Annotated in this window: 20 protein-coding genes; 7 read left to right on the forward strand and 13 right to left on the reverse strand. The window is 69.3% G+C overall.

What is annotated here, in order from left to right:
• Positions 1–3 precede the first annotated feature (3 nt).
• From ACFFCN_RS07040 to ACFFCN_RS07060, 5 genes are all read left to right on the forward strand, one after another.
• Positions 4–2,778: an aconitate hydratase gene (locus tag ACFFCN_RS07040; protein WP_375490430.1), complete on the forward strand. Its 2,775-nt coding sequence runs from the start codon at positions 4–6 to the stop codon at positions 2,776–2,778.
• 201 nt (positions 2,779–2,979) lie between these two features.
• Positions 2,980–4,089, forward strand: coding sequence for a sugar ABC transporter substrate-binding protein (locus tag ACFFCN_RS07045; RefSeq protein ID WP_375490431.1), 1,110 nt, complete (start codon positions 2,980–2,982; stop codon positions 4,087–4,089).
• A 97-nt stretch (positions 4,090–4,186) separates the two neighbouring features.
• Positions 4,187–4,963 (forward strand): ATP-binding cassette domain-containing protein, encoded by a 777-nt coding sequence (locus ACFFCN_RS07050; protein ID WP_375490432.1) that lies wholly within the window; start codon positions 4,187–4,189, stop codon positions 4,961–4,963.
• Positions 4,964–4,973: 10 nt separating this feature from the next.
• Positions 4,974–6,521: a sugar ABC transporter permease gene (locus ACFFCN_RS07055; protein WP_375490433.1), complete on the forward strand. Its 1,548-nt coding sequence runs from the start codon at positions 4,974–4,976 to the stop codon at positions 6,519–6,521.
• Positions 6,522–6,535: 14 nt separating this feature from the next.
• Positions 6,536–7,750, forward strand: a complete 1,215-nt coding sequence (locus tag ACFFCN_RS07060; RefSeq protein WP_375490434.1) for an ROK family protein — start codon at positions 6,536–6,538, stop codon at positions 7,748–7,750.
• Between the two features lie 143 nt (positions 7,751–7,893).
• On the opposite strand, the gene ACFFCN_RS07065 is transcribed toward ACFFCN_RS07060, so the two are convergent.
• The 13 genes from ACFFCN_RS07065 to ACFFCN_RS07125 all read right to left on the reverse strand — a co-directional run bounded on the left by ACFFCN_RS07065 (position 7,894) and on the right by ACFFCN_RS07125 (position 21,011).
• Positions 7,894–9,765, reverse strand: a complete 1,872-nt coding sequence (locus ACFFCN_RS07065; protein ID WP_375490435.1) for an ABC transporter ATP-binding protein — start codon at positions 9,763–9,765, stop codon at positions 7,894–7,896.
• Positions 9,766–9,824: 59 nt separating this feature from the next.
• Positions 9,825–10,583, reverse strand: coding sequence for an enoyl-CoA hydratase/isomerase family protein (locus ACFFCN_RS07070; protein ID WP_375490460.1), 759 nt, complete (start codon positions 10,581–10,583; stop codon positions 9,825–9,827).
• Positions 10,584–10,705: 122 nt separating this feature from the next.
• A complete protein-coding gene (locus tag ACFFCN_RS07075; protein ID WP_375490436.1) occupies positions 10,706–10,936 on the reverse strand; it encodes a helix-turn-helix domain-containing protein in 231 nt (76 codons plus the stop codon).
• A 256-nt stretch (positions 10,937–11,192) separates the two neighbouring features.
• A complete protein-coding gene (locus ACFFCN_RS07080; protein ID WP_375490437.1) occupies positions 11,193–12,812 on the reverse strand; it encodes an ABC-F family ATP-binding cassette domain-containing protein in 1,620 nt (539 codons plus the stop codon).
• 181 nt (positions 12,813–12,993) lie between these two features.
• Positions 12,994–14,193 (reverse strand): acyl-CoA dehydrogenase family protein, encoded by a 1,200-nt coding sequence (locus tag ACFFCN_RS07085; RefSeq protein WP_375490438.1) that lies wholly within the window; start codon positions 14,191–14,193, stop codon positions 12,994–12,996.
• Positions 14,194–14,356: 163 nt separating this feature from the next.
• Entirely contained in the window at positions 14,357–14,779 is a 423-nt protein-coding gene (locus ACFFCN_RS07090) for an MmcQ/YjbR family DNA-binding protein (protein WP_375490439.1), read from the reverse strand.
• Positions 14,780–14,794: 15 nt separating this feature from the next.
• Positions 14,795–15,139: a metal-sulfur cluster assembly factor gene (locus ACFFCN_RS07095; protein WP_375490440.1), complete on the reverse strand. Its 345-nt coding sequence runs from the start codon at positions 15,137–15,139 to the stop codon at positions 14,795–14,797.
• On the reverse strand, positions 15,136–15,585 hold the full coding sequence (gene sufU, locus ACFFCN_RS07100) for a Fe-S cluster assembly sulfur transfer protein SufU (protein ID WP_375490461.1): 450 nt from the start codon (positions 15,583–15,585) through the stop codon (positions 15,136–15,138). The genes ACFFCN_RS07095 and sufU overlap by 4 nt, the downstream gene beginning before the upstream one ends.
• 8 nt (positions 15,586–15,593) lie before the next feature.
• Positions 15,594–16,850: a cysteine desulfurase gene (locus ACFFCN_RS07105; RefSeq protein ID WP_375490441.1), complete on the reverse strand. Its 1,257-nt coding sequence runs from the start codon at positions 16,848–16,850 to the stop codon at positions 15,594–15,596.
• Positions 16,851–16,855: 5 nt separating this feature from the next.
• The gene (sufC, locus tag ACFFCN_RS07110; RefSeq protein ID WP_375490442.1) at positions 16,856–17,620 is read right to left on the reverse strand and encodes a Fe-S cluster assembly ATPase SufC; all 765 of its coding nucleotides are present in this window, start codon (positions 17,618–17,620) and stop codon (positions 16,856–16,858) included.
• Positions 17,617–18,789, reverse strand: a complete 1,173-nt coding sequence (gene sufD, locus ACFFCN_RS07115; protein ID WP_375490443.1) for a Fe-S cluster assembly protein SufD — start codon at positions 18,787–18,789, stop codon at positions 17,617–17,619. The genes sufC and sufD overlap by 4 nt, the downstream gene beginning before the upstream one ends.
• Before the next feature lie 3 nt (positions 18,790–18,792).
• The gene (gene sufB / locus ACFFCN_RS07120; protein ID WP_375490444.1) at positions 18,793–20,229 is read right to left on the reverse strand and encodes a Fe-S cluster assembly protein SufB; all 1,437 of its coding nucleotides are present in this window, start codon (positions 20,227–20,229) and stop codon (positions 18,793–18,795) included.
• A complete protein-coding gene (locus ACFFCN_RS07125; RefSeq protein WP_375490445.1) occupies positions 20,226–21,011 on the reverse strand; it encodes a helix-turn-helix transcriptional regulator in 786 nt (261 codons plus the stop codon). Before ACFFCN_RS07125 ends, sufB begins: the two co-directional genes overlap by 4 nt.
• A gap of 58 nt (positions 21,012–21,069) precedes the next feature.
• Between ACFFCN_RS07125 and ACFFCN_RS07130 the strand changes: the two genes are divergently transcribed.
• On the forward strand, positions 21,070–21,741 hold the full coding sequence (locus tag ACFFCN_RS07130) for a lysophospholipid acyltransferase family protein (RefSeq protein ID WP_375490446.1): 672 nt from the start codon (positions 21,070–21,072) through the stop codon (positions 21,739–21,741).
• A gap of 73 nt (positions 21,742–21,814) precedes the next feature.
• The gene (locus ACFFCN_RS07135; RefSeq protein ID WP_375490447.1) at positions 21,815–22,744 is read left to right on the forward strand and encodes an ABC transporter ATP-binding protein; all 930 of its coding nucleotides are present in this window, start codon (positions 21,815–21,817) and stop codon (positions 22,742–22,744) included.
• The last annotated feature ends 7 nt before the right edge of the window (positions 22,745–22,751 follow it).

A 22,751-nucleotide genomic window follows, 5' to 3' on the forward strand; every position in this document is an offset into this window, starting at 1 on the left:
GCCGTGCCCGCACAGAGCCAGAACAGCTTCGGAGCCCGCAGCGAGCTGAAGGTCGGTGACCGCTCGCTCGACTATTTCCGCCTGGACGCCGTCGAGAACGCGCAGCGGCTGCCGTTCAGCCTGAAAGTGCTGCTGGAGAACCTGCTGCGCAGCGAGGACGGACACAACGTCACCGACGCGCAGATCCGCGCGCTGGCCGGCTGGGACCCGGCCGCGGAACCGGACACCGAGATCCAGTTCACCCCGGCCCGCGTGGTGATGCAGGACTTCACCGGCGTTCCCGCGGTGGTCGACCTCGCGACGATGCGCGAGGCGGTGGTCGACCTCGGCGGCGACGCGACGAAGATCAATCCCCTGGCTCCGGCCGAGCTGGTCATCGACCACTCGGTGATCGCGGATCTCTTTGGCACCCCGGACGCCTTCCAGCGCAACGTCGAGCTCGAGTACGAGCGCAACAGGGAGCGCTACCAGTTCCTGCGCTGGGGGCAGGGCGCGTTCAACGAGTTCAAGGTCGTGCCGCCCGGCACCGGCATCGTGCACCAGGTCAACATCGAGTACCTCGCGCGCGTGGTGTTCGCCCGCGACGGGCTGGCCTACCCGGACACGCTCGTCGGCACCGACTCGCACACCACGATGGTCAACGGCCTGGGCGTGCTCGGCTGGGGCGTCGGCGGGATCGAGGCCGAGGCGGCGATGCTCGGCCAGCCGGTGAGCATGCTGATCCCGCGCGTCGTCGGCTTCAAGCTCACCGGCGAGCTGCCGGACGGCTCGACGGCCACCGACCTGGTGCTGATGATCACCGAGATGCTGCGCCGGCACGGCGTGGTCGGCAAGTTCGTCGAGTTCTACGGCCCGGGTGTGGGCGCGGTCCCGCTGGCCAACCGCGCGACGATCGGCAACATGAGCCCGGAGTACGGCTCCACCTGCGCGATCTTCCCTATCGACGAGGAGACGCTGCGCTACCTGCGCTTCACCGGCCGCCGGGACGACGACGTCGCGTTGGTCGAGGCCTACGCGAAGGAGAACCTGCTCTGGCACGACGCGGACCAGGAGCCGGAGTTCTCGGAGACCCTCGAGCTCGACCTGTCCACGGTCGAGCCGTCGCTCGCCGGGCCGAAACGCCCGCAGGACCGGGTGCCGCTGAGGTCGGCGAAGCCCATGTTCCGCGAAGCCCTCAACTCCTACGTCGACGGCGACTCGGTGCAGGACGCCCAGGACGAGGCCGAGGCCGAGTCGTTCCCCGCGTCGGATCCCACCTCGGCCACCGGGCACGAGACCGCGCCCGCACCCACGCACACGGCGGCGCAGGGCGCACACGGGCGTACCTCGCGGCCGGTGGAGATCGACGTCGACGGACAGCGCGCGGTGGTCGACCACGGCGCAGTCGTCATCGCGGCGATCACGTCGTGTACCAACACGTCGAACCCCTCGGTGATGATCGGCGCCGCGTTGCTGGCCAAGAACGCCGTCGACAAGGGCTTGACCCGCAAGCCGTGGGTGAAGACGTCCCTGGCGCCGGGCTCGAAGGTCGTCACCGACTACTACGACCGCTCGGGGCTGACTCCGTACCTGGAGAAGCTCGGGTTCAACCTCGTCGGCTACGGCTGCACGACCTGCATCGGCAACTCCGGGCCGATCATCGACGCGGTCAGCCAGGCGGTGAACGACGCCGACCTCGCGGTCACCGCCGTGCTGTCCGGCAACCGCAACTTCGAGGGCCGCATCAACCCCGACGTCAAGATGAACTACCTGGCCTCACCGCCGCTCGTCGTCGCCTACGCGCTCGCCGGGTCGATGGACATGGACCTGGTCAACGACCCGATCGGCACCGGCAGCGACGGCCAGGACGTCTACCTGCACGACATCTGGCCCTCGCCGCGGGAGGTCCAGCAGGTCATCGACGAGGCGATCGCCAGCGAGATGTTCAGCAAGGACTACGCAGACGTCTTCGCCGGCGACGAGCGGTGGCAGGGGCTGCCGACGCCACAGGGCGACACGTTCGAGTGGGACGGCGAGTCGACCTACGTCCGCAAGCCGCCGTACTTCGAGGGGATGGCCGCCGAGCCGGAGCCGGTCACGGACATCGCAGGCGCCCGGGTGCTGCTCAAGCTCGGCGACTCGGTGACCACCGACCACATCAGCCCGGCGGGGGCCATCAAGACCGACTCCCCCGCCGGCTCGTATCTCGCCGAGCACGGTGTCGAGCGCCGGGACTTCAACTCCTACGGCTCGCGGCGCGGCAACCACGAGGTCATGATCCGCGGCACCTTCGCCAACATCCGGCTGCGGAACCAGCTGGCTCCGGGGACCGAGGGCGGCGTGACCCGCGACTTCACCGCCGGCGGCGACGTCACCACCGTCTACGACGCGTCGGTCAACTACGCCGCGGCGGGCACGCCGTTGATTGTCCTCGCCGGCAAGGAGTACGGCTCGGGTTCCTCGCGTGACTGGGCGGCCAAGGGCACGGCGCTGCTGGGCGTGCGCGCGGTGCTCGCCGAGTCCTACGAGCGCATCCACCGTTCGAACCTGATCGGCATGGGCGTGCTGCCGCTGCAGTACCCGGACGGGGAGTCCGCCGAGTCGCTCGGGCTGACCGGCGAGGAGACGTTCGACATCACCGGCGTCGAGGCGCTGAACGATGGCTCCACGCCGCGAACGGTGCACGTCAGGGCCGGTGACACCGAATTCGACGCACGGGTCCGCATCGACACGGCGGGCGAGGCCGAGTACTACCGGCACGGCGGGATCATGCAGTACGTGTTGCGGTCGCTGCTGTGACACCGGGCGACGGACCCGTCACGCTTGGTGTCCGCATGCCCCGGGGCGGCGACACGCTTGTGTAACGGTTGCGTGTCGGCGCGTGAAAAATTGCATTACCAAGGGATATGTTCGCGCGCACAACATTCAACGGGCGAGAGCCCCGAGGCGTAAAGGAAACGGCATATGCGCACTCGCGCGATCGCTGTGCTGGCTGTGGGCGTGACCGCAGCCGCGCTCATCTCCGGATGTAGCAGCTCCAGCAAGAAATCGAGCAGCGGCAGCTCGAAGTCGGGCTCGAGCAGCTCGGCCGCCGGCGGCAGCTCCAGCGGCAAGAAGCAGGTCGGCGTGATCCTGCCGGACACCACGTCCTCGACGCGGTACACCGAGTTCGACGCTCCGCTGCTGACCAAGGCCTTCACCGCCGCCGGTATCGGCTCGGACATCCAGAACGCGGGCGGTGACAAGACGAAGTTCACCTCCATCGCCCAGAACATGATCAGCGAGGGTGTCAAGGTCCTGCTCATCGACTCCATCGACGCGCCGTCGGGTGCAGCTGTCGAGTCGGCAGCCAAGACCGCGGGCGTCAAGGTCATCGACTACGACCGCGTCAACCTCGGTGGCAGCGCCGACTACTACGTCTCGTTCGATAACGAGAAGATCGGTGAGCTGCAGGGCCAGTCGCTGCTCAACTGCCTCACGCAGTACAAGGTGAAGACGCCCGCCAAGGTGATTCAGATGGACGGCGGCACCGACGTCGACAACAACGCCGTGCTGTTCAAGCAGGGTGTCGAGAAGGTGCTCAAGGCCAGCCCGAAGGTCAAGATCGAGGCGGACTCCGTCGTCAAGGGCTGGACGGTCTCCAACGCCGCCCCGGCCTTCACCCAGGCGCTCGCCGCCAACGGCGGCAAGGTCGACGCCGTCTACGCCGCGAACGACGACATCGCCAACGCCGTGATCGGTGTGCTGAAGAGCAAGGGTCTCGCCGGCAAGGTGCCGGTGACCGGTCAGGACTCCGGCGTCGAAGGTCTCGACAACATCCTGCGCGGTACCCAGTGCGCGACGATCTACAAGTCGTACGCCCAGGAGGCCGCGGCCGCCTCGAAGCTGGCCATCGCGCTGGTCAAGGGTCAGGACCCGACACAGGCCGGTGTCACCCTGGTCGACTTCAAGGACCCGAAGGGCAACCGCACGCTCAAGGCGTACCTGCTCCCGGCCCAGATCGTCACCAAGGCGAACGTGAAGATCGTCGTGGACGCCAAGCAGGTCACCGCCAGTGACCTGTGCAAGGGCCTCACGGCACAGTGCAAGGCAGCCGGCATCAGCGGCTGATCCGAGATCCACGCGCGGCGGCGGCCGGGTCCACACCCGGTCGTCGCCGCGAACTCGTGAGACGTCATTTCGCCGGACGAGACAGCCGAGGAGCAACGTGCCCGAACCGATCCTGGCCATCGAGAAGCTGAACAAGAGCTTCGGCCCCGTGCACGTGCTGCACGACGTCGACTTCAACGTCTATCCCGGCGAGGTCACCGCGCTGGTCGGCGACAACGGCGCCGGCAAGTCCACGCTGGTCAAGTGCATCGCCGGCATCAACGGCATCGACTCCGGCGAGGTGCGCTGGGAGGGCAAGCCGGTCCACATCAACGACCCGCGCGCCGCGGCCGCGCTCGGCATCGAATTCGTCTACCAGGACCTCGCGCTCGCCGACAACCTGGACATCACGCAGAACATGTTCCTGGGCCGCGAGATCAACCGCTTCGGGATGCTCGCCGACGGTCTGATGGAACGCAAGGCGCGCGAGGTGCTCGCGAGCCTTTCGGTGCGCACCGTGTCCTCGGTACGCCAGGTCGTCGCCAACCTCTCCGGCGGTCAGCGGCAGACGGTCGCGATCGCCAAGGCCGTGCTCTGGAACAGCCGGGTGGTCTTCCTCGACGAGCCGACGGCCGCGCTGGGCGTCGCGCAGACGCGCCAGGTCCTCGACCTCGTGCGTCGCCTCGCCGACCAGGGCCTCGGTGTCGTGTTGATCTCGCACAACATGAACGACGTCATGGAGGTCGCCGACCGCGTTGCGGCGCTCTATCTCGGCCGCATCGCCGCCGAGGTCTTCACCAAGGACACGAACACGACGCAGATCGTCGAACTGATCACGGCGGGCCGCAGCGGCGACCTCGGCCTTGCCAGGCAGACCGCCGACCAGAGCATCTGACGGGGAATCGATGACATCACCGACCGACGGCGACGCCGAGGGCACGCCGAGCTCCGCCACCTCCTCGGGTTCGGCGAGCACTCCGACATCGGCCACCACGACGCAGGGCGGCCCCGGCCAGGGCGGCACGCTCGACGGACCCCAACTGTCCGCCGGCAAGACCGGCCGCGGCGAGCGCGCCAGCAGTTTCTCTCTCGACATCGAGCGCCGCGGCATCGGCGACGGGCTGCGCGGCTACGTGACCAAGGTGCGCACCGGCGAACCCGGCGCACTGCCGTCGATCCTCGGCCTGGTCGTGCTCGGCCTCATCTTCAGCCAGGTCAGCGACCGGTTCTTCAGCGAAGGCAACATCGGCGCGCTTCCCGGCCAGGGTGCGTACATCGCCGTCATCGCGCTCGGCCTGGTCTTCGTGCTGCTGCTCGGGGAGATCGACCTGTCGGCCGGCACCACCGGTGGCATCTGTGCTGCGTTTGCGGCGCAGGCGATCGTGTCCGACGGCCTGCGCGGCGGCGTTCCCGGTTCGAACCTGCTCTACGGCATCCTGATCGGGCTGATGGTCCTCGGCCTGGCCCTCGGCATCTGGCTCAAGACCTGGATCGGATCCGCGGTCATCGTCGTCGGGTTGGTGATCAGCTTCGCCGGCCTCGACCAGCACGTCATCCCCGCGCTGATCTTCGCGATCAGTGTCGGCTCCGCGGTCGGCACGCTCACCGGCTTCCTGGTGGCGAAGGTGGGCATTCCCAGCTTCATCGTCACGCTGGCGCTGTTCCTGGCCTGGCAGGGCGTTGTGCTGTTCGCGCTGAACGGCAACCCGATCAACGTCACCAACTACGCCTTCTGGCACGGACTGGCATATAACAACATGTCCGTGTTCTGGAGCTGGGTGTTCTCGATCGTGGTCGCCGGCGGGTACCTGCTGTACACGCTGTTCAAGTCCGCCCGGGCCCAGGCCCGTGGGCTCGCCGCCGACACCTACGGGCTGGTGCTGCTGCGCGGCGGCATCATCCTGGTCGTCGCCCTCGTCCTGACGGCGCTGGCGAATCAAAACCGCAACCCGAACCCGAACTTCGTGATCCAGGGCATCCCGTGGGCCGCCTCGATCCCCATCTCGCTGATGATCGTCTGCACGATCGTGTTGACGAAGACGACGTGGGGCCGGCACCTGTTCGCCACCGGCGGCAACACCGAGGCCGCCCGACGCGCCGGCATCGACGTCGTGCACATCCGGGTGAGCGCGTTCGTGGCGTCGTCGTCGTTCGCCGCGCTGGGCGGGATCTTCCTCGCCTCCTACCAGAGCAGCGTCTCGCTCGACCTCGGCGCCGGCAACATCCTGCTGTTCTCCGTCGCTGCTGCCGTCATCGGCGGCACGTCACTGTTCGGCGGGCGGGGCAAGGCACGCGACGCCATCATCGGTGCGCTCGTCATCGTCATCATCCCGAACGGCATCCTGTTGCGTCCGAGTCTGCCGGCGCAGTACCAGAACGTGATCACCGGCCTGGTGCTGCTTGTTGCGGCCGCGGTCGACGCGCTCTCCCGCCGCCGTTCGCGGGCCCGGTAGGCGGCGTACGCACCGTGGCGGTGCGGCACCCGTCCGCAGCGCGGCCGGACACGATCCGTCGGCACAATCTGTCGCTGATGCTGACGCACCTGCATCACGACGGCGCGCTGACCCGAGCAGAGCTCACCCAGCGCCTCGGCGTGAGCCGCTCGACCGTCGGCGCGCTGGTGGCCGATCTGACGCTGCTGGGACTGGTCGAGGAACTGGTGCCCACCGGCGGCGCGGGCGTCGGCCGCCCGTCGCACGTCGTCGGGCCGAACTCACGCGGGCCGATCGTGATCGCCGTGGACGTCGACGTCACGCACGTGACACTCGCGGCCATCCGGCTGGGCGGGTCGGTGCTGTTGCGCGAGGAGGTCGCGCTGCGCGACGCCGGCAACACCCCTCAGGCGGTCGCTGCGCTGGTCGCCGAGGCCGTGCCGCGACTGTGCGCCGGCGATCAGCACGGCCCCGTCGCGCCGGTGGGCATCGGCGTCAGCGTGCCGGGCACCGTCGACCGCGACACCGGTCGGGTCGGCGTGGCGCCCAACCTGGGTTGGCACGATGCACCGCTCGGGACGCTGCTGCGCGAGCGCATCCCGCAGGCGCCACCGATCATCGTCGGCAACGACGCTGACCTCGCTGTCATCGCCGAACACCACCGTGGCAGCGTGCGCGACTGCGACGACGTCGTCTTCCTGCTCGGCCGCGCCGGTGTCGGTGCCGGCGTGATCGTCGGTGGCGTGCCGCTGCGCGGGCACGACGGGCATGCCGGAGAGATCGGCCACAACGTCGTCGACTCCCGCGGCCCCCGGTGTCACTGCGGCAAGAACGGCTGCATCGAGACCTACATCGGCGACGGCGCGCTGCTCGCGCTGGCCGGTCACCCGGGCGAGCCGACGGACGCCGCCGTCGAGGCCGTGTTCGCCCGGGCGCGCGACGGTGAAGCGACGGCGCTGGCCAGCGTTCGGGCGATCGCCGAGCCGCTCGGCCGGGCGATCGCCGACCTGGTCAACACGCTGAACCCGCAGCGGGTGGTCATGGGCGGCTCGCTCGCCCTGCACCTCGAGATCGCCCGGCCGGAGATCGAGCAGGCGCTCGGCGGGTATGCCCTCGAGCTGCACGGCCGGACAGTGCAGCTCGTCGCGCCGGCCCTCGGTGCCGACTCGGCCCTGCTCGGCGCCGCAGAGGCCGCGTTCGCCCCGCTGCTCAACGATCCGCTGGCGACCATGTCGGCGCTCGCCAGCTGACACCGCTCCCCTCCCCGACTCGTTGAGTGGTCACTTCGGGGCTGAGTGGTCGCGCACAGGTCACCACTCAGCGCGCAACTGACCACTCGACGCTGCCTCGCTGCCACCCTGCCGTGGAATGGTTTATCGGCGGGCAGGCGTCCTCAGTCGACGCCGGCGGCCTGGCGTTCGAACTGCGTGCGGTAGAGGTCGGCGTACAGGCCGTTCGCGGCCAGCAACTCCTCGTGCCGGCCGGACTCGACCACCCGTCCAGCCTCGAGGACGAGCACCAGATCGGCGTCGAGAATCGTCGACAACCGATGCGCGATCACCACCGAGGTCCGGCCGGTCAGCGCCCGTGCCAAGGCGTCCTGCACCGCGGCCTCACTCTCACTGTCCAGATGCGCGGTGGCCTCGTCGAGGATGACGATCTCGGGCTGCTTGAGCAGCAGCCGGGCGATCGCGAGGCGGGCCTTCTCCCCGCCGGACAGCCGGTAGCCGCGATCGCCGACGAGCGTGTCCAGCCCGGCAGGCAGGCTGCGGACGAGCGCACCGATCTGTGCGGCGTCCAGGGCCTGCCACAGCTGTGCCTCGTCGGCCTGCGGTGCGGCGTACGCCAGGTTCGCGCGCACCGTGTCGTGGAACATGTGGGCCTCCTGGCTCACCACACCGATCCGGTCGTGCAGCGACTGCTGGGTCACGGTGCGCACGTCCCGGCCGCCGACGAGCACCTGTCCCGACGACACGTCGTAGATGCGCGGCACCAGCTGACTGATCGTCGTCTTGCCCGCGCCGGACGGCCCGACGAGCGCGACCAACTGCCCGGGGCGCGCCTCGAACGACACGCCGTGCAGTACCTCGGGCGGCGTGCCCGTGTCGAGCACGGCGACGTCCTCCAGCGAGGCGAGCGAGACGTCGTCGGCGGCGGGATAGGCGAAGTGCACGTCGCGGAACTCGATACTGCGCGCGCCGGCGCCGAGCTCCACCGCGTCCGGCGCGTCGTCGATCATCGGCCGCAGGTCCAGCACCTCGAAAACGCGGTCGAAGCTCACCAGCGCGCTCATGACGTCGACCCGCGCGTTGGACAGCGCCGTTAGCGGGCCGTACAACCTGCTCAGCAACAGCGCCAACGTGACCACGGTGCCGGCGTTCAGCGTGCCGTGCACGGCGTACCACCCGCCGAGGCCGTAGACGAGCGCCTGGGCGAGCGCGGCGACGAGGGTGAGCGAAACGAAGAACGCGCGCCCGTACATCGCCGACGTGACGCCGATGTCGCGCACCCGGGCCGCGCGCGAGCGGAAGGACTCATCCTCGGCATCGGGTCGGCCGAACAGCTTGACCAACAGGGCACCGGCCACGTTGAACCGCTCGGTCATCGTCGCGTTCATCGACGCGTTGAGGTTGTAGGACTCGCGGGTGATGGCCTGCAACCGCCGCCCGATGCGCTGGGCGGGGAACACGAACAACGGCAGCATCACGACCGAGATGAGCGTGATCGGCCAGGACAGCGTGAACATCACCGCAGCCGTGAGTACCAGGCTGACCAGGTTCGACACGAGCCCGGACAGCGTCGAGGTGAACGCCTGCTGCGCGCCGAGGACGTCGTTGTTCAACCGACTGACCAGTGCACCGGTCTGGGTCCGGGTGAAGAACGCCAGCGGCATCCGCTGCACGTGGTCGAAGACGGCGGTGCGCATGTCGTAGATCAGGCCCTCGCCGATGCGCGCGGAGTACCAGCGTTGGGTGAACGACAGGCCGGCGTCGACGAGCGCCAGCGCCGCGATCACGAGTGCGATGTCGACGACGGCGGAGGCGGGGGCGTGTCGGGTGATGTCGTTGACGACCCGGCCGGCCAGCACCGGTGTCGCCACCCCGATCAGCGCGTCGCCGGTGATCAGCACCAGGAAGACGACCAGGTTCCGGCGGTACGGCGTCGCGAACCGCAGCACGCGCCGCCAGGTGCCCTTCGGGACCGAGCCCACCTCGCCGCGACGGCGCATCGAACTCAGCGCGCGCCAATGGCCCGTTCCGTCCATGGACATCGTTCACCTCCGCGGTTGGCTCAACCGGTTCACCCGGGGGGCTTGTTCCGCGCTCAGTCCTCGGCGTCGAGGCCGGCCAGCGTGCGCAACCGCCGGTACTGGGCGTCGCGTTCGGCGGCCTGCTGTTCGACCTGTGTGCGCCGCATCGCCCCGGCGAGGAGTGCTTTCGTCTCCGCTGCCGCGTCGCGGTCGACGGCCAACAGCGCGCGCACGGTGTGCTCGATGGCTGCGTCGAGACCTTCGACGGCGACCATTCGCGAGGCCAGGCCGATGTCCACCGCCTCGACCGCGCCGACCCGTCGGCCGGTCAGGCAGATCTCGGCGGCCCGCGAGTACCCGACGAGGTCGACGAGACGCTTGGTGCCGCCGAGGTCGGGCACGATGCCCAGGGACGGTTCGGCCATGGTGAACTGCGCGTCATCGGCCACGATGCGGATGTCGGCGCCGAGGGCGAGCTGGAAACCGCCCCCGATCGCATGGCCGTGCACCGCGGCGACGCTGACCAGGTCGGCGCGCGAGGACCAGTCGAAGGCGTCCTGCCATTCGGCGATGCGCGCGGTGGCCTCGTGCTGCGGCAGCGCGGGCAGGCTGCGGATGCCGTGTTCGGCATCGGCGAACAGGGCGCGGTCCAGGCCCGCGGAGAAGGCCCGCCCTTCGCCGCGCAGCACGACGACCCGGATGTCGCCGGGCAGGTCCCGCCGGGCGCGGGTCAGCGCGGCCCACATGGTGGGGCTCTGCGCGTTCAGCTGATCCGGCCGGGAGAGGGTTACCACGGCCGAGCCACGCAGCGGGTCGGCGTCGGCCAGGTGCAGGTCGACCCGGAAGCCCGCCTGTGGGTCGATCTCCAGCGTTGTCACGCAATCAGGCTAGTGACCGCACGACAGCTCGTGGGCACCGCGTGCGGTGCCCACGAGCCGACGCTCGTGCGGGCGCGCTACTTCTTGGCGCGGGTCTTGGCCGCGGCCTTCGACCGCGTTGCACCGCCCCGACCGCGCAGGGTCACGCCGGACTCCGAGAGCACCCGGTGGACGAAGCCGTAGGAACGTCCGTGGCTGTCCGCGAGCTCACGAATGCTGCGGCCCTTGTCGTACTGCTTCTTCAACTCGCTGGCGAGCTTGTTCCGCTCGGATCCGGTGATCCGCGCGCCCTTCTTCAGTGTGGCCATGGTCCCCTCGCGTTCCGCTGCCGCGCCTGTGCTGTCCACAGGCAATGTCTCCGGCAATTTCGGTTGCCCAAGCAACCTTAGATGTGTTGATAGCAGTGATCGAACTAGTTGCGCAAGATCGACTGATCAGTTACTGCGCTCTTTTGATCACAGCGCCACGTCGCACTCGGAAAAAACTGTGATCAAGGGCTGCGTACTGGCCATTTCGTGCCGTATGCGCCAGACCGGCTGCGGCGCGTCCGATACACGACGCGCGTCAGGCCAGGGTGATCAGGTCAGCTAGTTCGGCGCTCCACGAGTCCTCCACGCCATCCGGCAGCAGGATCACTTTCTCCGGGTCCAACGCCTCGACGGCGCCCTCGTCGTGCGTCACCAGCACGATCGCGCCGGTGTACGTGCGCAGTGCATCGAGCACCTGATCCCTGCTGACCGGGTCCAGGTTGTTCGTCGGCTCGTCGAGCAACAGGACATTCGCGGCGCCCGTCACCAGCATGGCCAGCGCCAGCCTCGTCTTCTCACCGCCGGAGAGCACACCAGCCGGTTTGTCCACGTCGTCGCCGCTGAACAGGAAGGCGCCGAGGATCTTGCGCAACTCGGTGTCGTTGAGATCAGACCGGCCGACGCTGGACGCGGACGTGCGCATGTTCTCCAGCACGGTGCGGTCGTGGTCGAGCGTCTCGTGCTCCTGCGCGTAGTAGCCGAGCCGCAGTCCGTGGCCCGCGCGCACCTCGCCGGTGTCCGCGGCTTCGATGCCGGACAGCAGCCGCAGCAACGTGGTCTTGCCGGCTCCGTTGAGCCCGAGTACCACGACGCGCGCGCCGCGATCCACCGCGAGATCGACGTCGGTGAACACCTCGAGCGAGCCGTAGGACTTCGACATCCCCTGGGCAGTGAGCGGGGTACGCCCGCACGGCGCCGGTGCGGGAAAGCGCAGCCGCGCCACCTTGTCGTGCACGCGGACCGCCTCCAGGCCGCCGGCCAGCGCGTCTGCGCGCCGCAGCATCTGCTGGGCCGCGCGTGCCTTGGTGGCTTTGGCCCGCATCTTGTCCGCCTGGCCACGCAATGACTCGATCTTGCGTTCAGCGTTGGCGCGCTCACGGTGCCGGCGCCGCTCGTCGGCTTCGCGCTGCTTGAGGTACGTCTGCCAGCCGACGTTGTACGCGTCGACCACGGACCGGTTCGCGTCGAGGTACCAGACCTTGTTGACCACCGCGTCGAGCAGCCCGACATCGTGACTGATGAGGACCAGGCCGCCGGTGTGCTGGCGCAGGAAGTCGCGCAGCCAGGCGATCGAGTCTGCGTCGAGGTGGTTGGTGGGTTCGTCGAGCAGCAGCGCCGTGGGTTCGGCACCGGAATCGGCGAACAGGATGCGGGCGAGCTCGACACGGCGGCGCTGCCCACCGGACAACGTCTCCAGCTGCTGTGCCAGCACGCGTTCGGGCAGGCCCAGGTTCGCGCAGATCCGCGCCGCCTCGCTCTCGGCGGCATATCCGCCCCGCGCCGTGAACTGTTCCTCCAGCGCGCCGTAGCGGCGGAGCAGGGCGTCGTCGTCCGGCCGTTCGGCCAGTTCGACCTGCGTCTTGGCGATGTCGGTGACGAGCACGTCGAGGCCGCGGGCCGACAGCACGCGGTCCCGGGCCAGCACCTGCAGGTCACCGGTACGCGGATCCTGTGGCAGGTAACCGACCGGGCCGGTGCGCTCCACGCGGCCGGCGTGCGGCAGCGTCTCGGCGGCGAAGGTGCGCAGCGTGGTGGTCTTGCCGGCGCCGTTACGCCCGACCAGGCCGATGCGGTCGCCGGGCTGCACGCGCAGCGTCGTCGGTTCGAGCAGGATGCGCGCGCCCGCACGCAGCTCGAGGTCGTGGGCAGTGATCATTGCGAAAGCTCCTGGGGCGACGAGGACAGACGGGTGGCGCCGAACGGGCCACGTCAGCTGTGCGCCTGGATCACCACGTCATCCAGGGTAACGCGAGCACCAGTACGCGCCTTCCCACCCGCGATGGTCGCGATTGCGGCGGAAATCGCGACCATCCCGGGTGGGAAGACGTTTATGGGGTTCAGGTGAAGGCGCTCTCACCGGTGATCGAGCGGCCGACGATCAGCGTGTTGATCTCCCGAGTGCCCTCGTAGGAGTACAGCGCCTCCGCGTCGTTGAAGAAGCGGGCCATGCCGTACTCGAGCAGGATCCCGTTGCCGCCCATGACCTCGCGCGCCAGCGCGACGCTCTCGCGCAGGCGGGTCGTGCAGAACGACTTGACCAGCGCGCCCTGCTCGTCGCGGAACACACCTTCGTCCTGCAGCTGCGAGCCACGTGCGGCCATGCCGAGAGCGGCGGACAGATTGGCGAGGATCGTCGCGAGATGGTCCTGGATCAGCTGGAACCCGGCGATGGGCCGGCCGAACTGGATGCGGTCCTTGGCGTACTGCACGACGACCTCGTAGACGCCGGTCATGACGCCCACCGCGCTCCAGGCCACGCTGCCGCGGGTGCTGCGCAACACCGCATTCGTGTCGTTGAAGGAGTTCGCGTTCTGCAGCCGGTTCGCCTCCGGCACCCGGACGCCGTCGAAGGTCAGGTCGGCGTTCTGCGTGATGCGCAGAGCCAGCTTGTTCTCCATCTTCGTTGCGGCGAAGCCGGGCATGTCTTTCTCCACGACGAACGCCTTGACCTGATCGTCGGCGACATCGCGTGCCCACACCACGATCAGGTCGGCGAAGGTGCCGTTGCCGATCCAACGCTTGGCGCCGTCGATGACCCACTCGTCGCCGTCGCGCCGTGCGGTGGTCTCCAGGCCGCCGGCGACGTCCGAGCCGCCGTGCGGTTCGGTCAGCCCGAAGGCGCCGATCTTGTCCAGCCGCCGCATGGCCGGCAGCCACCGCTCGCGCTGCTCGTCCGAGCCGCACTGGTGGATGCTGCCCATCGCCAGCCCGCTGTGCACGCCGTAGAAGGACGCGAACGAGGCGTCGATGCGCGCAATTTCCAGGCCGACGAAGCCGGACAGCAGGCGGCGGCGCGCCGGCCGCTCGGACATGTCCAGCGCCAGCCCCATGATGTCGAGACCCGCGACCTTCGGGATGAGGTCGTGCGGGAACTCCGCGCGCGCCCAGTGATCGTCGACTACCGGAGCCAGGTGCTCCTCGAGCCAGTCGCGCAGGCCGCCGAGCAGCTCGACCTCCGTGTCGTCGAGCAGGCTGCGGTAGGTGAAAAGGTCGGTGTCGACGTCGGCGCGCGCGCCGGGGATGAGCTCACGGGTCACTCCGTCACTCTAGGGACTGTCAACGCAGCCGATGCGCGGCGAGCCGGTCGTCCGCGCTGCGGGAGCGCTTGGTACCGGGTGAGCGCGGCAAGTCGATCTTCGCGACCGCGCTGACCCGGTACCAAGCGTGGCTTCCTGCGGTGAGCGACCGCGTTCAGGCCGGCTAACGCGGCGGATGCGCGGCAAGCCAGTCGTCCGCGCGCCGCCGGGATGCGCGGCACAACCAGGCGTCCTGCACCACCTCGGCCAGCTCCGTGCGGGTCAGCTCGGCGAGCCGGCTGGCACGCACGAGCACCGAGGTGTGGCCGTCGAAGTGCGCGGTGGTGAAGAACGGCGTGCTCGTGTCCTGCACCAGCGCCTGCTTGTCCGCTTCCGACGGCACCCACAGGACGATGACGTCGGAGTACCGCTCCTTCGTGACCGGATCGACCGCGTCCGGGCGGGGATTGCGGAAGAAGACGAACGACTTGCCGCCGACCGCGTACACGGTGACGCCGCTGTCGTAATGGGTGACGACGCTGTGCGGCATGGCCGCCGCCAGTTCGTGGACGTCGTCGGCCGTCGCGCGCCGCTCGCGTGCGGACACGACGCCGGCCTGGACTCAGACGTTGAAGCCGAGGGCGCGCAACTGCTCGCGGCCGTCGTCGGTGATCTTCTCCGGCCCCCACGGGGGCATCCACACCCAGTTGATCTTCACGTCGACCGCCAACGGGGTGGGACCGCCGGTGAGCGCGGAGTGCGCCTGGTCCTCGATGACGTCGGTCAGCGGGCACGCCGCGGAGGTCAGGGTCATGTCCACCGTGACGACCCGGCCGGCATCGGAGTCGTCGACACGGATGTCGTAGATGAGCCCGAGGTCGACGACGTTGATGCCGAGCTCCGGGTCGACGACGTCGCGCATGGCCTCGTCGAGGTCGTCGCGCGACGGAATCGCTGTCTCTGTCACTGCGTCTCCTTCTCGAGCGCTTCGCTCACGGCACTCTTCATCGCCATCCAGCCGAGCAGCGCGCACTTGACGCGCGCCGGGTACTTCGAAACGCCCTCGAACGCGACGGCGTCCTCGAGCTCGTCCTCGTCGGCCTCGCTCAGCTCAGCCGTACCGCGCGACTGCATGAGGCCGAGGAACTTCGTCTGCAACTGCAGCGCGTGGTCGACCGAGCCGCCGCTGACGAGCTCGCTCATCACCGACGTCGACGCCTGGCTGATCGAGCAGCCCTCGCCGTCCCAGCCAAGCTCGGCGACGTTGCCGTCGACGAGCTTGACCCGCAGCGTCACTTCGTCGCCACAGGTCGGGTTGACGTGGTGCACCTCGGCATCGAACTCGCTCGGCAAAACGTGGTGCTGCGGGTTCTTGTAGTGGTCGAGGATGATCTGCTGGTACATCGACTCCATCGAGGCGGTCACGCGAAAACCTCCTTGACCTTTCGAACACCGGCGACAAGCGCGTCGACCTCATCCAGCGTGTTGTAGATGCCGAACGACGCCCGCGTGGTGGCCGGCACGCCGTAGCGCACGCACACCGGCCGCGCGCAGTGATGACCCGCACGCACCGCGATGCCCTGCTCGTCGAGCAGCTGGGCGACGTCGTGCGGGTGCACGCCCGGGACGACGAACGAGATCGTGGCGCCGCGCTCGACGTTGTGGGCCGGGCCGATGATGCGCAGGTCCGGGATGGAGCGCAGGCCCTCGAGGGCGGCCGCGGTGAGCTCGTGTTCGTGCGCGCGGATCGCGTCCTTTCCGATGCCGGTGACGTAATCGACGGCAGTGCCGAGCGCGACCGCCTGCGCGATCATCGGCGTGCCGGCCTCGAAGCGGTGCGGCGGCTCGGCGTAGGTCGAGCCCTCCATCGTCACGGTCTCGATCATCTCGCCGCCACCGAGGAACGGCGGCAGGTCCTTGAGCAGGTCGTAGCGGCCCCACAGCACGCCGACGCCGCTCGGACCGTAGAGCTTGTGCCCGGTGAAGGCGACGAAGTCCGCTCCGAGTGCCTGGACGTCGAGCGGTAGGTGCGGTGCCGATTGCGCGGCGTCGATGATCGAGTAGGCACCGACGGCCTTCGCCCGCGCGACGATGCGCTCGACCGGGTTGATGGTGCCCAGCGCGTTCGACTGATGGACGACGGACACGATCTTCGCGCGGTCGGTGATCACGTCGTCGATGGCGGACTCGACCAGCCGGCCGTCCTCGGTGAGTGGGATCCAGCGCAGCGTCGCGCCAGTGCGCTGCGCGAGCAGCTGCCACGGGACGATGTTGCTGTGGTGCTCCATCTCGGTGACCACGATTTCGTCGCCCGCACCGATGCGGAACCGCTCGGCGCCGAGGAACGTCGTCGCGTTGGAGAACGCGTAGGCGAGCAGGTTGAGCGCGGCGGTGATGTTCGCAGTGAAGACGATCTCGTCGCGCGACGGCGCGTTGAGGAAGGCGGCCACGGTGTCGCGGGCGGACTCGAACGCGTTCGTGGCCTCGCTGCCTAAGGTGTGCACGGCCCGCGACACGTTGGCGTAGTGGCGGGCGTAGAAGTCGGCCTCGGCGTCGATGACGGCCTGCGGCTTCTGCGCGCTGTTCGCCGAGTCGAGGTATACGAGCGGCTTGCCGTGCACCTCGCGGGCAAGGATCGGGAAGTCCTTGCGGATCGTCTCGACGTCGATACCTGTCATGACGCTCAGGCCTGAGCGGTCTCGTTGACGCCGAACCGCGCGTAGCCCTCGGTCTCTAGGCGGTCGGCGAGTTCCTTGCCGCCGGACTCAACGATCCGGCCGTCGAAGAACACATGCACCTGGTCGGGCTCGATGTAGCGCAGGATCCGCGTGTAGTGCGTGATCAGCAGGCTGCCGATGCCGGTCTCGCGCACCCGGTTGACGCCGGCGCTGACGACGCGCAGCGCGTCGACGTCCAGCCCGGAGTCGGTCTCGTCCAGGATGGCGATCTTGGGCTTGAGCAGCTCCAGCTGCAGGATCTCGTGCCGCTTCTTCTCGCCGCCGGAGAAGCCTTCGTTGACGCTGCGTTCGGCGAAGGCCTTGTCCATCTCCAGCGCCGACATGGCGGTGTTGACGTCCTTGACCCAGGTGCGCAGCTTCGGTGCCTCGCCGCGGGTCGCGGTGGCAGCGGTGCGCAGGAAGTTCGACACCGACACGCCCGGCACCTCGACCGGGTACTGCATGGCCAGGAAGAGCCCGGCGCGGGCGCGTTCGTCGACGGTCATCGCCAGCACGTCGGCGCCGTCCAGGGTGACCGCGCCACCGGTGACGGTGTACTTCGGGTGCCCGGCGATCGAGTACGCGAGCGTCGACTTGCCGGACCCGTTCGGCCCCATGATCGCGTGCGTCTCCCCGGAGTTCACGACGAGGTCGACACCCTTGAGGATCTCGGTGGTGTCGTCGCCCTCCCCCACGGTGACGTGCAGGTCGCGGATCTCCAACGTGCTCATTGCGATGCTTCCTCGTCCTCGTTCTCGGCGGCGAAGCCCAGACGGGCCTCGATCGCGGTCATCAGCTGGCGCTGCAGGTCCGGCACGCCGATCCGGTCGACGACGTCGGCGAAGAAGCCGCGCACGACCAGTCGTTGCGCCTCGTCGGCGGGGATGCCGCGCGACTGCAGGTAGAACAACTGCAGGTCGTCGAATCGTCCCGTGGCGCTCGCGTGTCCGGCGCCGGCGATCTCGCCGGTCTCGATCTCCAGGTTGGGCACCGAGTCGGCGCGCGCGCCGTCGGACAGCAGCAGGTTGCGGTTGAGCTCGTAGGTGCTGGTGCCGGTCGCCGCCGGCCGGATGCGGACGTCGCCGATCCAGACGGTGCGCGCCGACTCGCCGAGCAGCGCGTTCTTGTACAGCACGTCGGACGTGCAGTTGGGCACGTCGTGGTCGACGAACAACCGGGTCTCGAAGTGCTGGCCGTCGCCGGCGAAGCTGACACCGAGCAGTTCGGCGCGCCCGCCCGGTCCGGCGAAGCGGACGGTCGGCACGATCCGCACGATCGACCCGCCCAGCGTCACGTTCGTGAACCGGTAGCTGGCGTCGCGGCCGACCGACGCGGCGTAGGACGACAGCTGCACCGAGCCCTCGTCGCAGGAGTTGACCGACACGACGGAGAGCGCCGCGCCGTCGCCCAGCACGAACTCGATGTTGGCAGCGACCTGCAGCGAGCCGCGGTGGTCGATGACGAGCGTCGCGCGGGCGTTCGCACCCACCTCGACGACGTGGTGCGTGTACGCACGCCCGCTGATGCCCTTGCGGGTGAGCACGATCGGTGCGTCCAGCTCGGCATTCGCGTCGACGCGCACGTGTAGCCCGCGCCGCGCATTCGCCATGGCCAGCGCGCTGACGCGGTCGGCCGGGGTCAGTGCGGTGCCGAACGCGTCCAGCGTCGACGGATCGACGACGTCGACGTGCGCGCCGGCGGGCACGGACTCGTCGCCGTCGATGATGCCGTCGGGCTCGAAGGGCTCGAAGAACTCGCTGATCTTGCGCAGCGGGGTGAACCGCCAGTCCTCCTGCGCGGTGGACGGGATCGGGAAGTCGTCCGGATTGCGGGAGGTGAACCGTTCAGCGGGCGAGCCAGTCTTCCCGAGCGTGACTTCCCGCTCGGTCGTTGCTGTCATCGGTTAGCCCACTGCTCCTTCCATCTGCAGTTCGATCAGCCGGTTGAGCTCGAGCGCGTACTCCATCGGCAGCTCCCGCGCGATCGGCTCGACGAAGCCGCGGACCACCATGGCCATGGCCTCGTCCTCGGACAGGCCGCGGCTCATCAGGTAGAACAGCTGATCCTCGCTGACCTTCGACACCGTTGCCTCGTGACCCATGGAGACGTCGTCCTCGCGGACGTCGACGTAGGGGTAGGTGTCCGAGCGACTGATCTCGTCGACGAGCAGGGCGTCGCACTTGACCGTCGACGCGCTGTGGTGGGCGCCCTTGTTCACCTGCACGAGACCGCGATAGGACGTGCGACCGCCGCCGCGCGCCACCGACTTGGAGATGATCGTCGAGGACGTGTGCGGCGCCAGGTGCAGCATCTTGGCGCCGGCGTCCTGGTGCTGGCCCTCGCCGGCGAACGCGATCGAGAGAACCTCGCCCTTGGCGTGCTCGCCGGTCAGCCAGACGGCCGGGTACTTCATGGTCACCTTGGAGCCGATGTTGCCGTCGACCCACTCCATGGTGGCGCCGGCCTCGGCCTTGGCCCGCTTGGTGACGAGGTTGTAGACGTTGTTCGACCAGTTCTGGATGGTCGTGTAGCGGCAGCGGCCGCCCTTCTTCACGACGATCTCGACGACGGCCGAGTGCAGCGAGTCCGAGCTGTAGATCGGCGCGGTGCAGCCCTCGACGTAGTGCACGTAGGCGTCCTCGTCGACGATGATCAGCGTGCGCTCGAACTGGCCCATGTTCTCGGTGTTGATCCGGAAGTAGGCCTGCAGCGGGATCTCGACATGCACGCCCTTGGGCACGTAGATGAACGAGCCGCCGGACCACACCGCCGAGTTGAGTGCGGAGAACTTGTTGTCACCCGAGGGGATGACCGAGCCGAAGTACTCCTGGAACAGCTCCGGGTGCTCCTTGAGGCCGGTGTCGGTGTCCATGAAGATGACACCCTTGCTCTCGAGCTCCTCGTTGATCTGGTGGTAGACCACCTCGGACTCGTACTGCGCAGCGACGCCGGAAACCAGGCGCTGCTTCTCCGCCTCGGGGATGCCGAGCTTGTCGTAGGTGGACTTGATGTCGGCGGGCAGGTCGTCCCAGCTCGCCGCCTGCTTCTCGGTCGAGCGGACGAAGTACTTGATGTTGTCGAAATGAATGCCGGACAGGTCCGACCCCCAGTTCGGCATCGGCTTCTTGTCGAAGATGCCCAGCGCTTTCAGGCGGTGGGCGAGCATCCACTCGGGCTCGCTCTTCTTCGCCGAGATGTCGCGCACGACGGCCTCGCTCAGCCCACGCTGGGCGCTCGCGCCTGCGACGTCGGAGTCCGACCAGCCGAAGCCGTACCGGCCCAACGCGTCGATCTGCTCGTCCTGCGTGAGCGGGGTGGTGCGTTCGGGTGCAGTGGTCATGCGGGGTTCCTTCCGGAACGTGCGGGTGCTGACTCGGCTGGTGGTCGTAGCGGCTCGGACACGCTCGCCGGCGGCGGGCGCAGCGGGACGTGCGTGGTGCAGACGCCGTCGCCGTGCGCGATCGTGGCCAGACGCTGGGCGTACGTGCCCAGCACCTGCTCGAACGCGCGCGTCTCGGCCTCGCACAGCTGTGGGAACTCGGCGGCCACGTGCGCCACCGGGCAGTGGTGCTGGCACACCTGCACGCCCTGCGGCTGCCCGTCGGGTCCGGGAACAGCCTGCGTCGTCGAAGCGTAGCCATGTGCGGTGAGCGCCTGTGCCATGGCGTCGGCACGTGTGGCGAGCGGCGCACTCGCACCGCCCGCACGTTGCTCGGCCTCGGCGACGCCGTGGCGCAACCGCTGCGCCAGGGTGGCCGCCCGGTGCTCGGCGAACGCGGTGACGGCGGCCTCGCCGCCGGACTCGCGCAGGTAGTGCAGCGCCGTGCTGGCGAGGTCGTCGTAGGCATGGGGGAACGCGGCGCGCCCACGGTCGGTCAGCGCGTAGGCACGTGCCGGGCGACCGCGACCACGGTGTGCGGACGGGCGTGGGTCGCGCTCGGCGAGTACGCCGTCGGCGACGAGGGCGTCGAGGTGACGACGCACGGCCGCCGCGGACAGCCCGAGCTGCTCGCCCAACGCCGCCGCCGTCTGCGGACCGCGTTCGAGCACGAGACGGGCGACGGCGTCGCGGGTGCGATCGGCCTGCCGCGCACCCTCGTCGTGCCCCGCCGCGAATTTCACAACACCATTATGACCTATTTCGGCGCGGTGTTCACACCCGTCACGGTACGTTTCCCCGGTGCTGTACCGGACCCTCGAGCTGACCCTGGCGCCTGCACTGCGCGCCGTGTACCGGCCGGAGGTCAGCGGCGCGTCGCACGTGCCCTCGCAGGGCCCGGTAATCCTCGCCGCGAACCACGTGTCGTTCGCCGACGAGTTCTTCATCCCGCTGGGCGCGCGCCGGCAGGTCTGCTACTTCGCGAAGGCTGAGTACTTCACCACACCCGGCATCCGCGGCCGCGTGATGGCCGCGTTCTTCCGTGGGATGGGTCAGGTACCGGTGGCGCGCACCGACGTCCGCTCGGCCGCGAGTGTGATCGACATCGGCGTGGAGGTCCTCGGCGAGGGCCGCGCGCTCGGCATCTTCCCCGAGGGCACCCGCTCCCCCGACGGCCGGCTGCACAAGTTCCGCACCGGCGTGGCCCGGCTCGCGATCCGCAGCGGTGCTCCGGTGGTGCCGGTGGGGCTGGTCGGCACCCGCGAGGTGCAGCCGCCGGGCGACCGGCGCTGGCATCGCGCCCCGGTCGCCATGCACTTCGGACCGGTACTTGAGTTCGGCCACCTGGCCGCGCAGGAACGCAGCGCCCGCGTGCTGCGCGACGTCACCGAGACGATCCGCGAGTGCGTGCAGGACCTGTCCGGCCAGGACTACCTCGACTCGTACGCCTCCAGCGTCAAGACCGCGCTGTGACCCGCGGCCCCGCGAGGTCACACCGGCCGGCGCTGCACGCCTGATCCCCGCACGCGATTCCTAGACTTGCATCGTGCCCGCGGACCCTGCCGTCGAGATCGTCGATCTCGTCAAGGCGTACGGGCCGCGGCGCGCGGTCGACGGCGTGAGCTTCACCGTGCCGCGCGCGGCCGTGCTCGCGCTGCTCGGGCCGAACGGCGCCGGCAAGACGACCACGGTGGAGATCTGCGAAGGGTTCCGTCGCCCGGACGCCGGGACGGTGCGGGTGTTGGGCCTGGATCCCACCCGTGACGCCGCCGCGCTGCGTCCGCGCGTCGGCGTGATGCTGCAGGCCGGCGTCGGCGGGTACACCGCAGCCAGCGCGCAGGAGCTCGTGCGGCTGTTCGCGTCGTACGCGGCCCGCCCGCAGGACGCCGCGCAGCTCTTGGACACGGTCGGGCTGACCGATGTCGCATCGACGCCCGTGAAGCGGCTCTCCGGCGGCCAGCAGCAGCGGTTGTCGCTTGCCCTCGCGCTGGTGGCGCGGCCCGAGCTCGTGTTCCTCGACGAGCCGACGGCCGGCATGGACCCTCAGTCGCGGCGCCGGACCTGGGAACTCATCCGCACGCTGCGGACCGACGGCGTGAGCGTCGTGCTGACGACGCATCTTCTCGACGAGGCCGAGCAGCTCGCGGACACCGTGGTCGTGATGGACGCGGGCCGGATCGTCGCGCAGGGTTCGCCGGCCGAACTCACGCGATCGGGCGCCGAGGGGCAGTTGCGCTTCCGCGCCGTGGCGCAGCTGCCCGTCGACCAGCTCGTCGACGTCCTGCCGCCCGGGACGAAGGCGCAGGAGGAGCTGCCCGGCCGCTACGTCGTCATCGGCGAGGTGACCCCGGACCTGATCGCGACGGTCACGACGTGGTGCGCGGGCCAGCGCGTGCTCGTGGAGAACCTGAGCGTCGAGCGCCGCAGCCTGGAGGACGTGTTCCTCGACCTCACCGGCCGTGAGGTGCGGGCATGAGCGACGC

It is taken from the genome of uncultured Jatrophihabitans sp. (genome assembly GCF_964246335.1).
In the GTDB taxonomy this organism is placed as follows: domain Bacteria; phylum Actinomycetota; class Actinomycetes; order Mycobacteriales; family Jatrophihabitantaceae; genus Jatrophihabitans.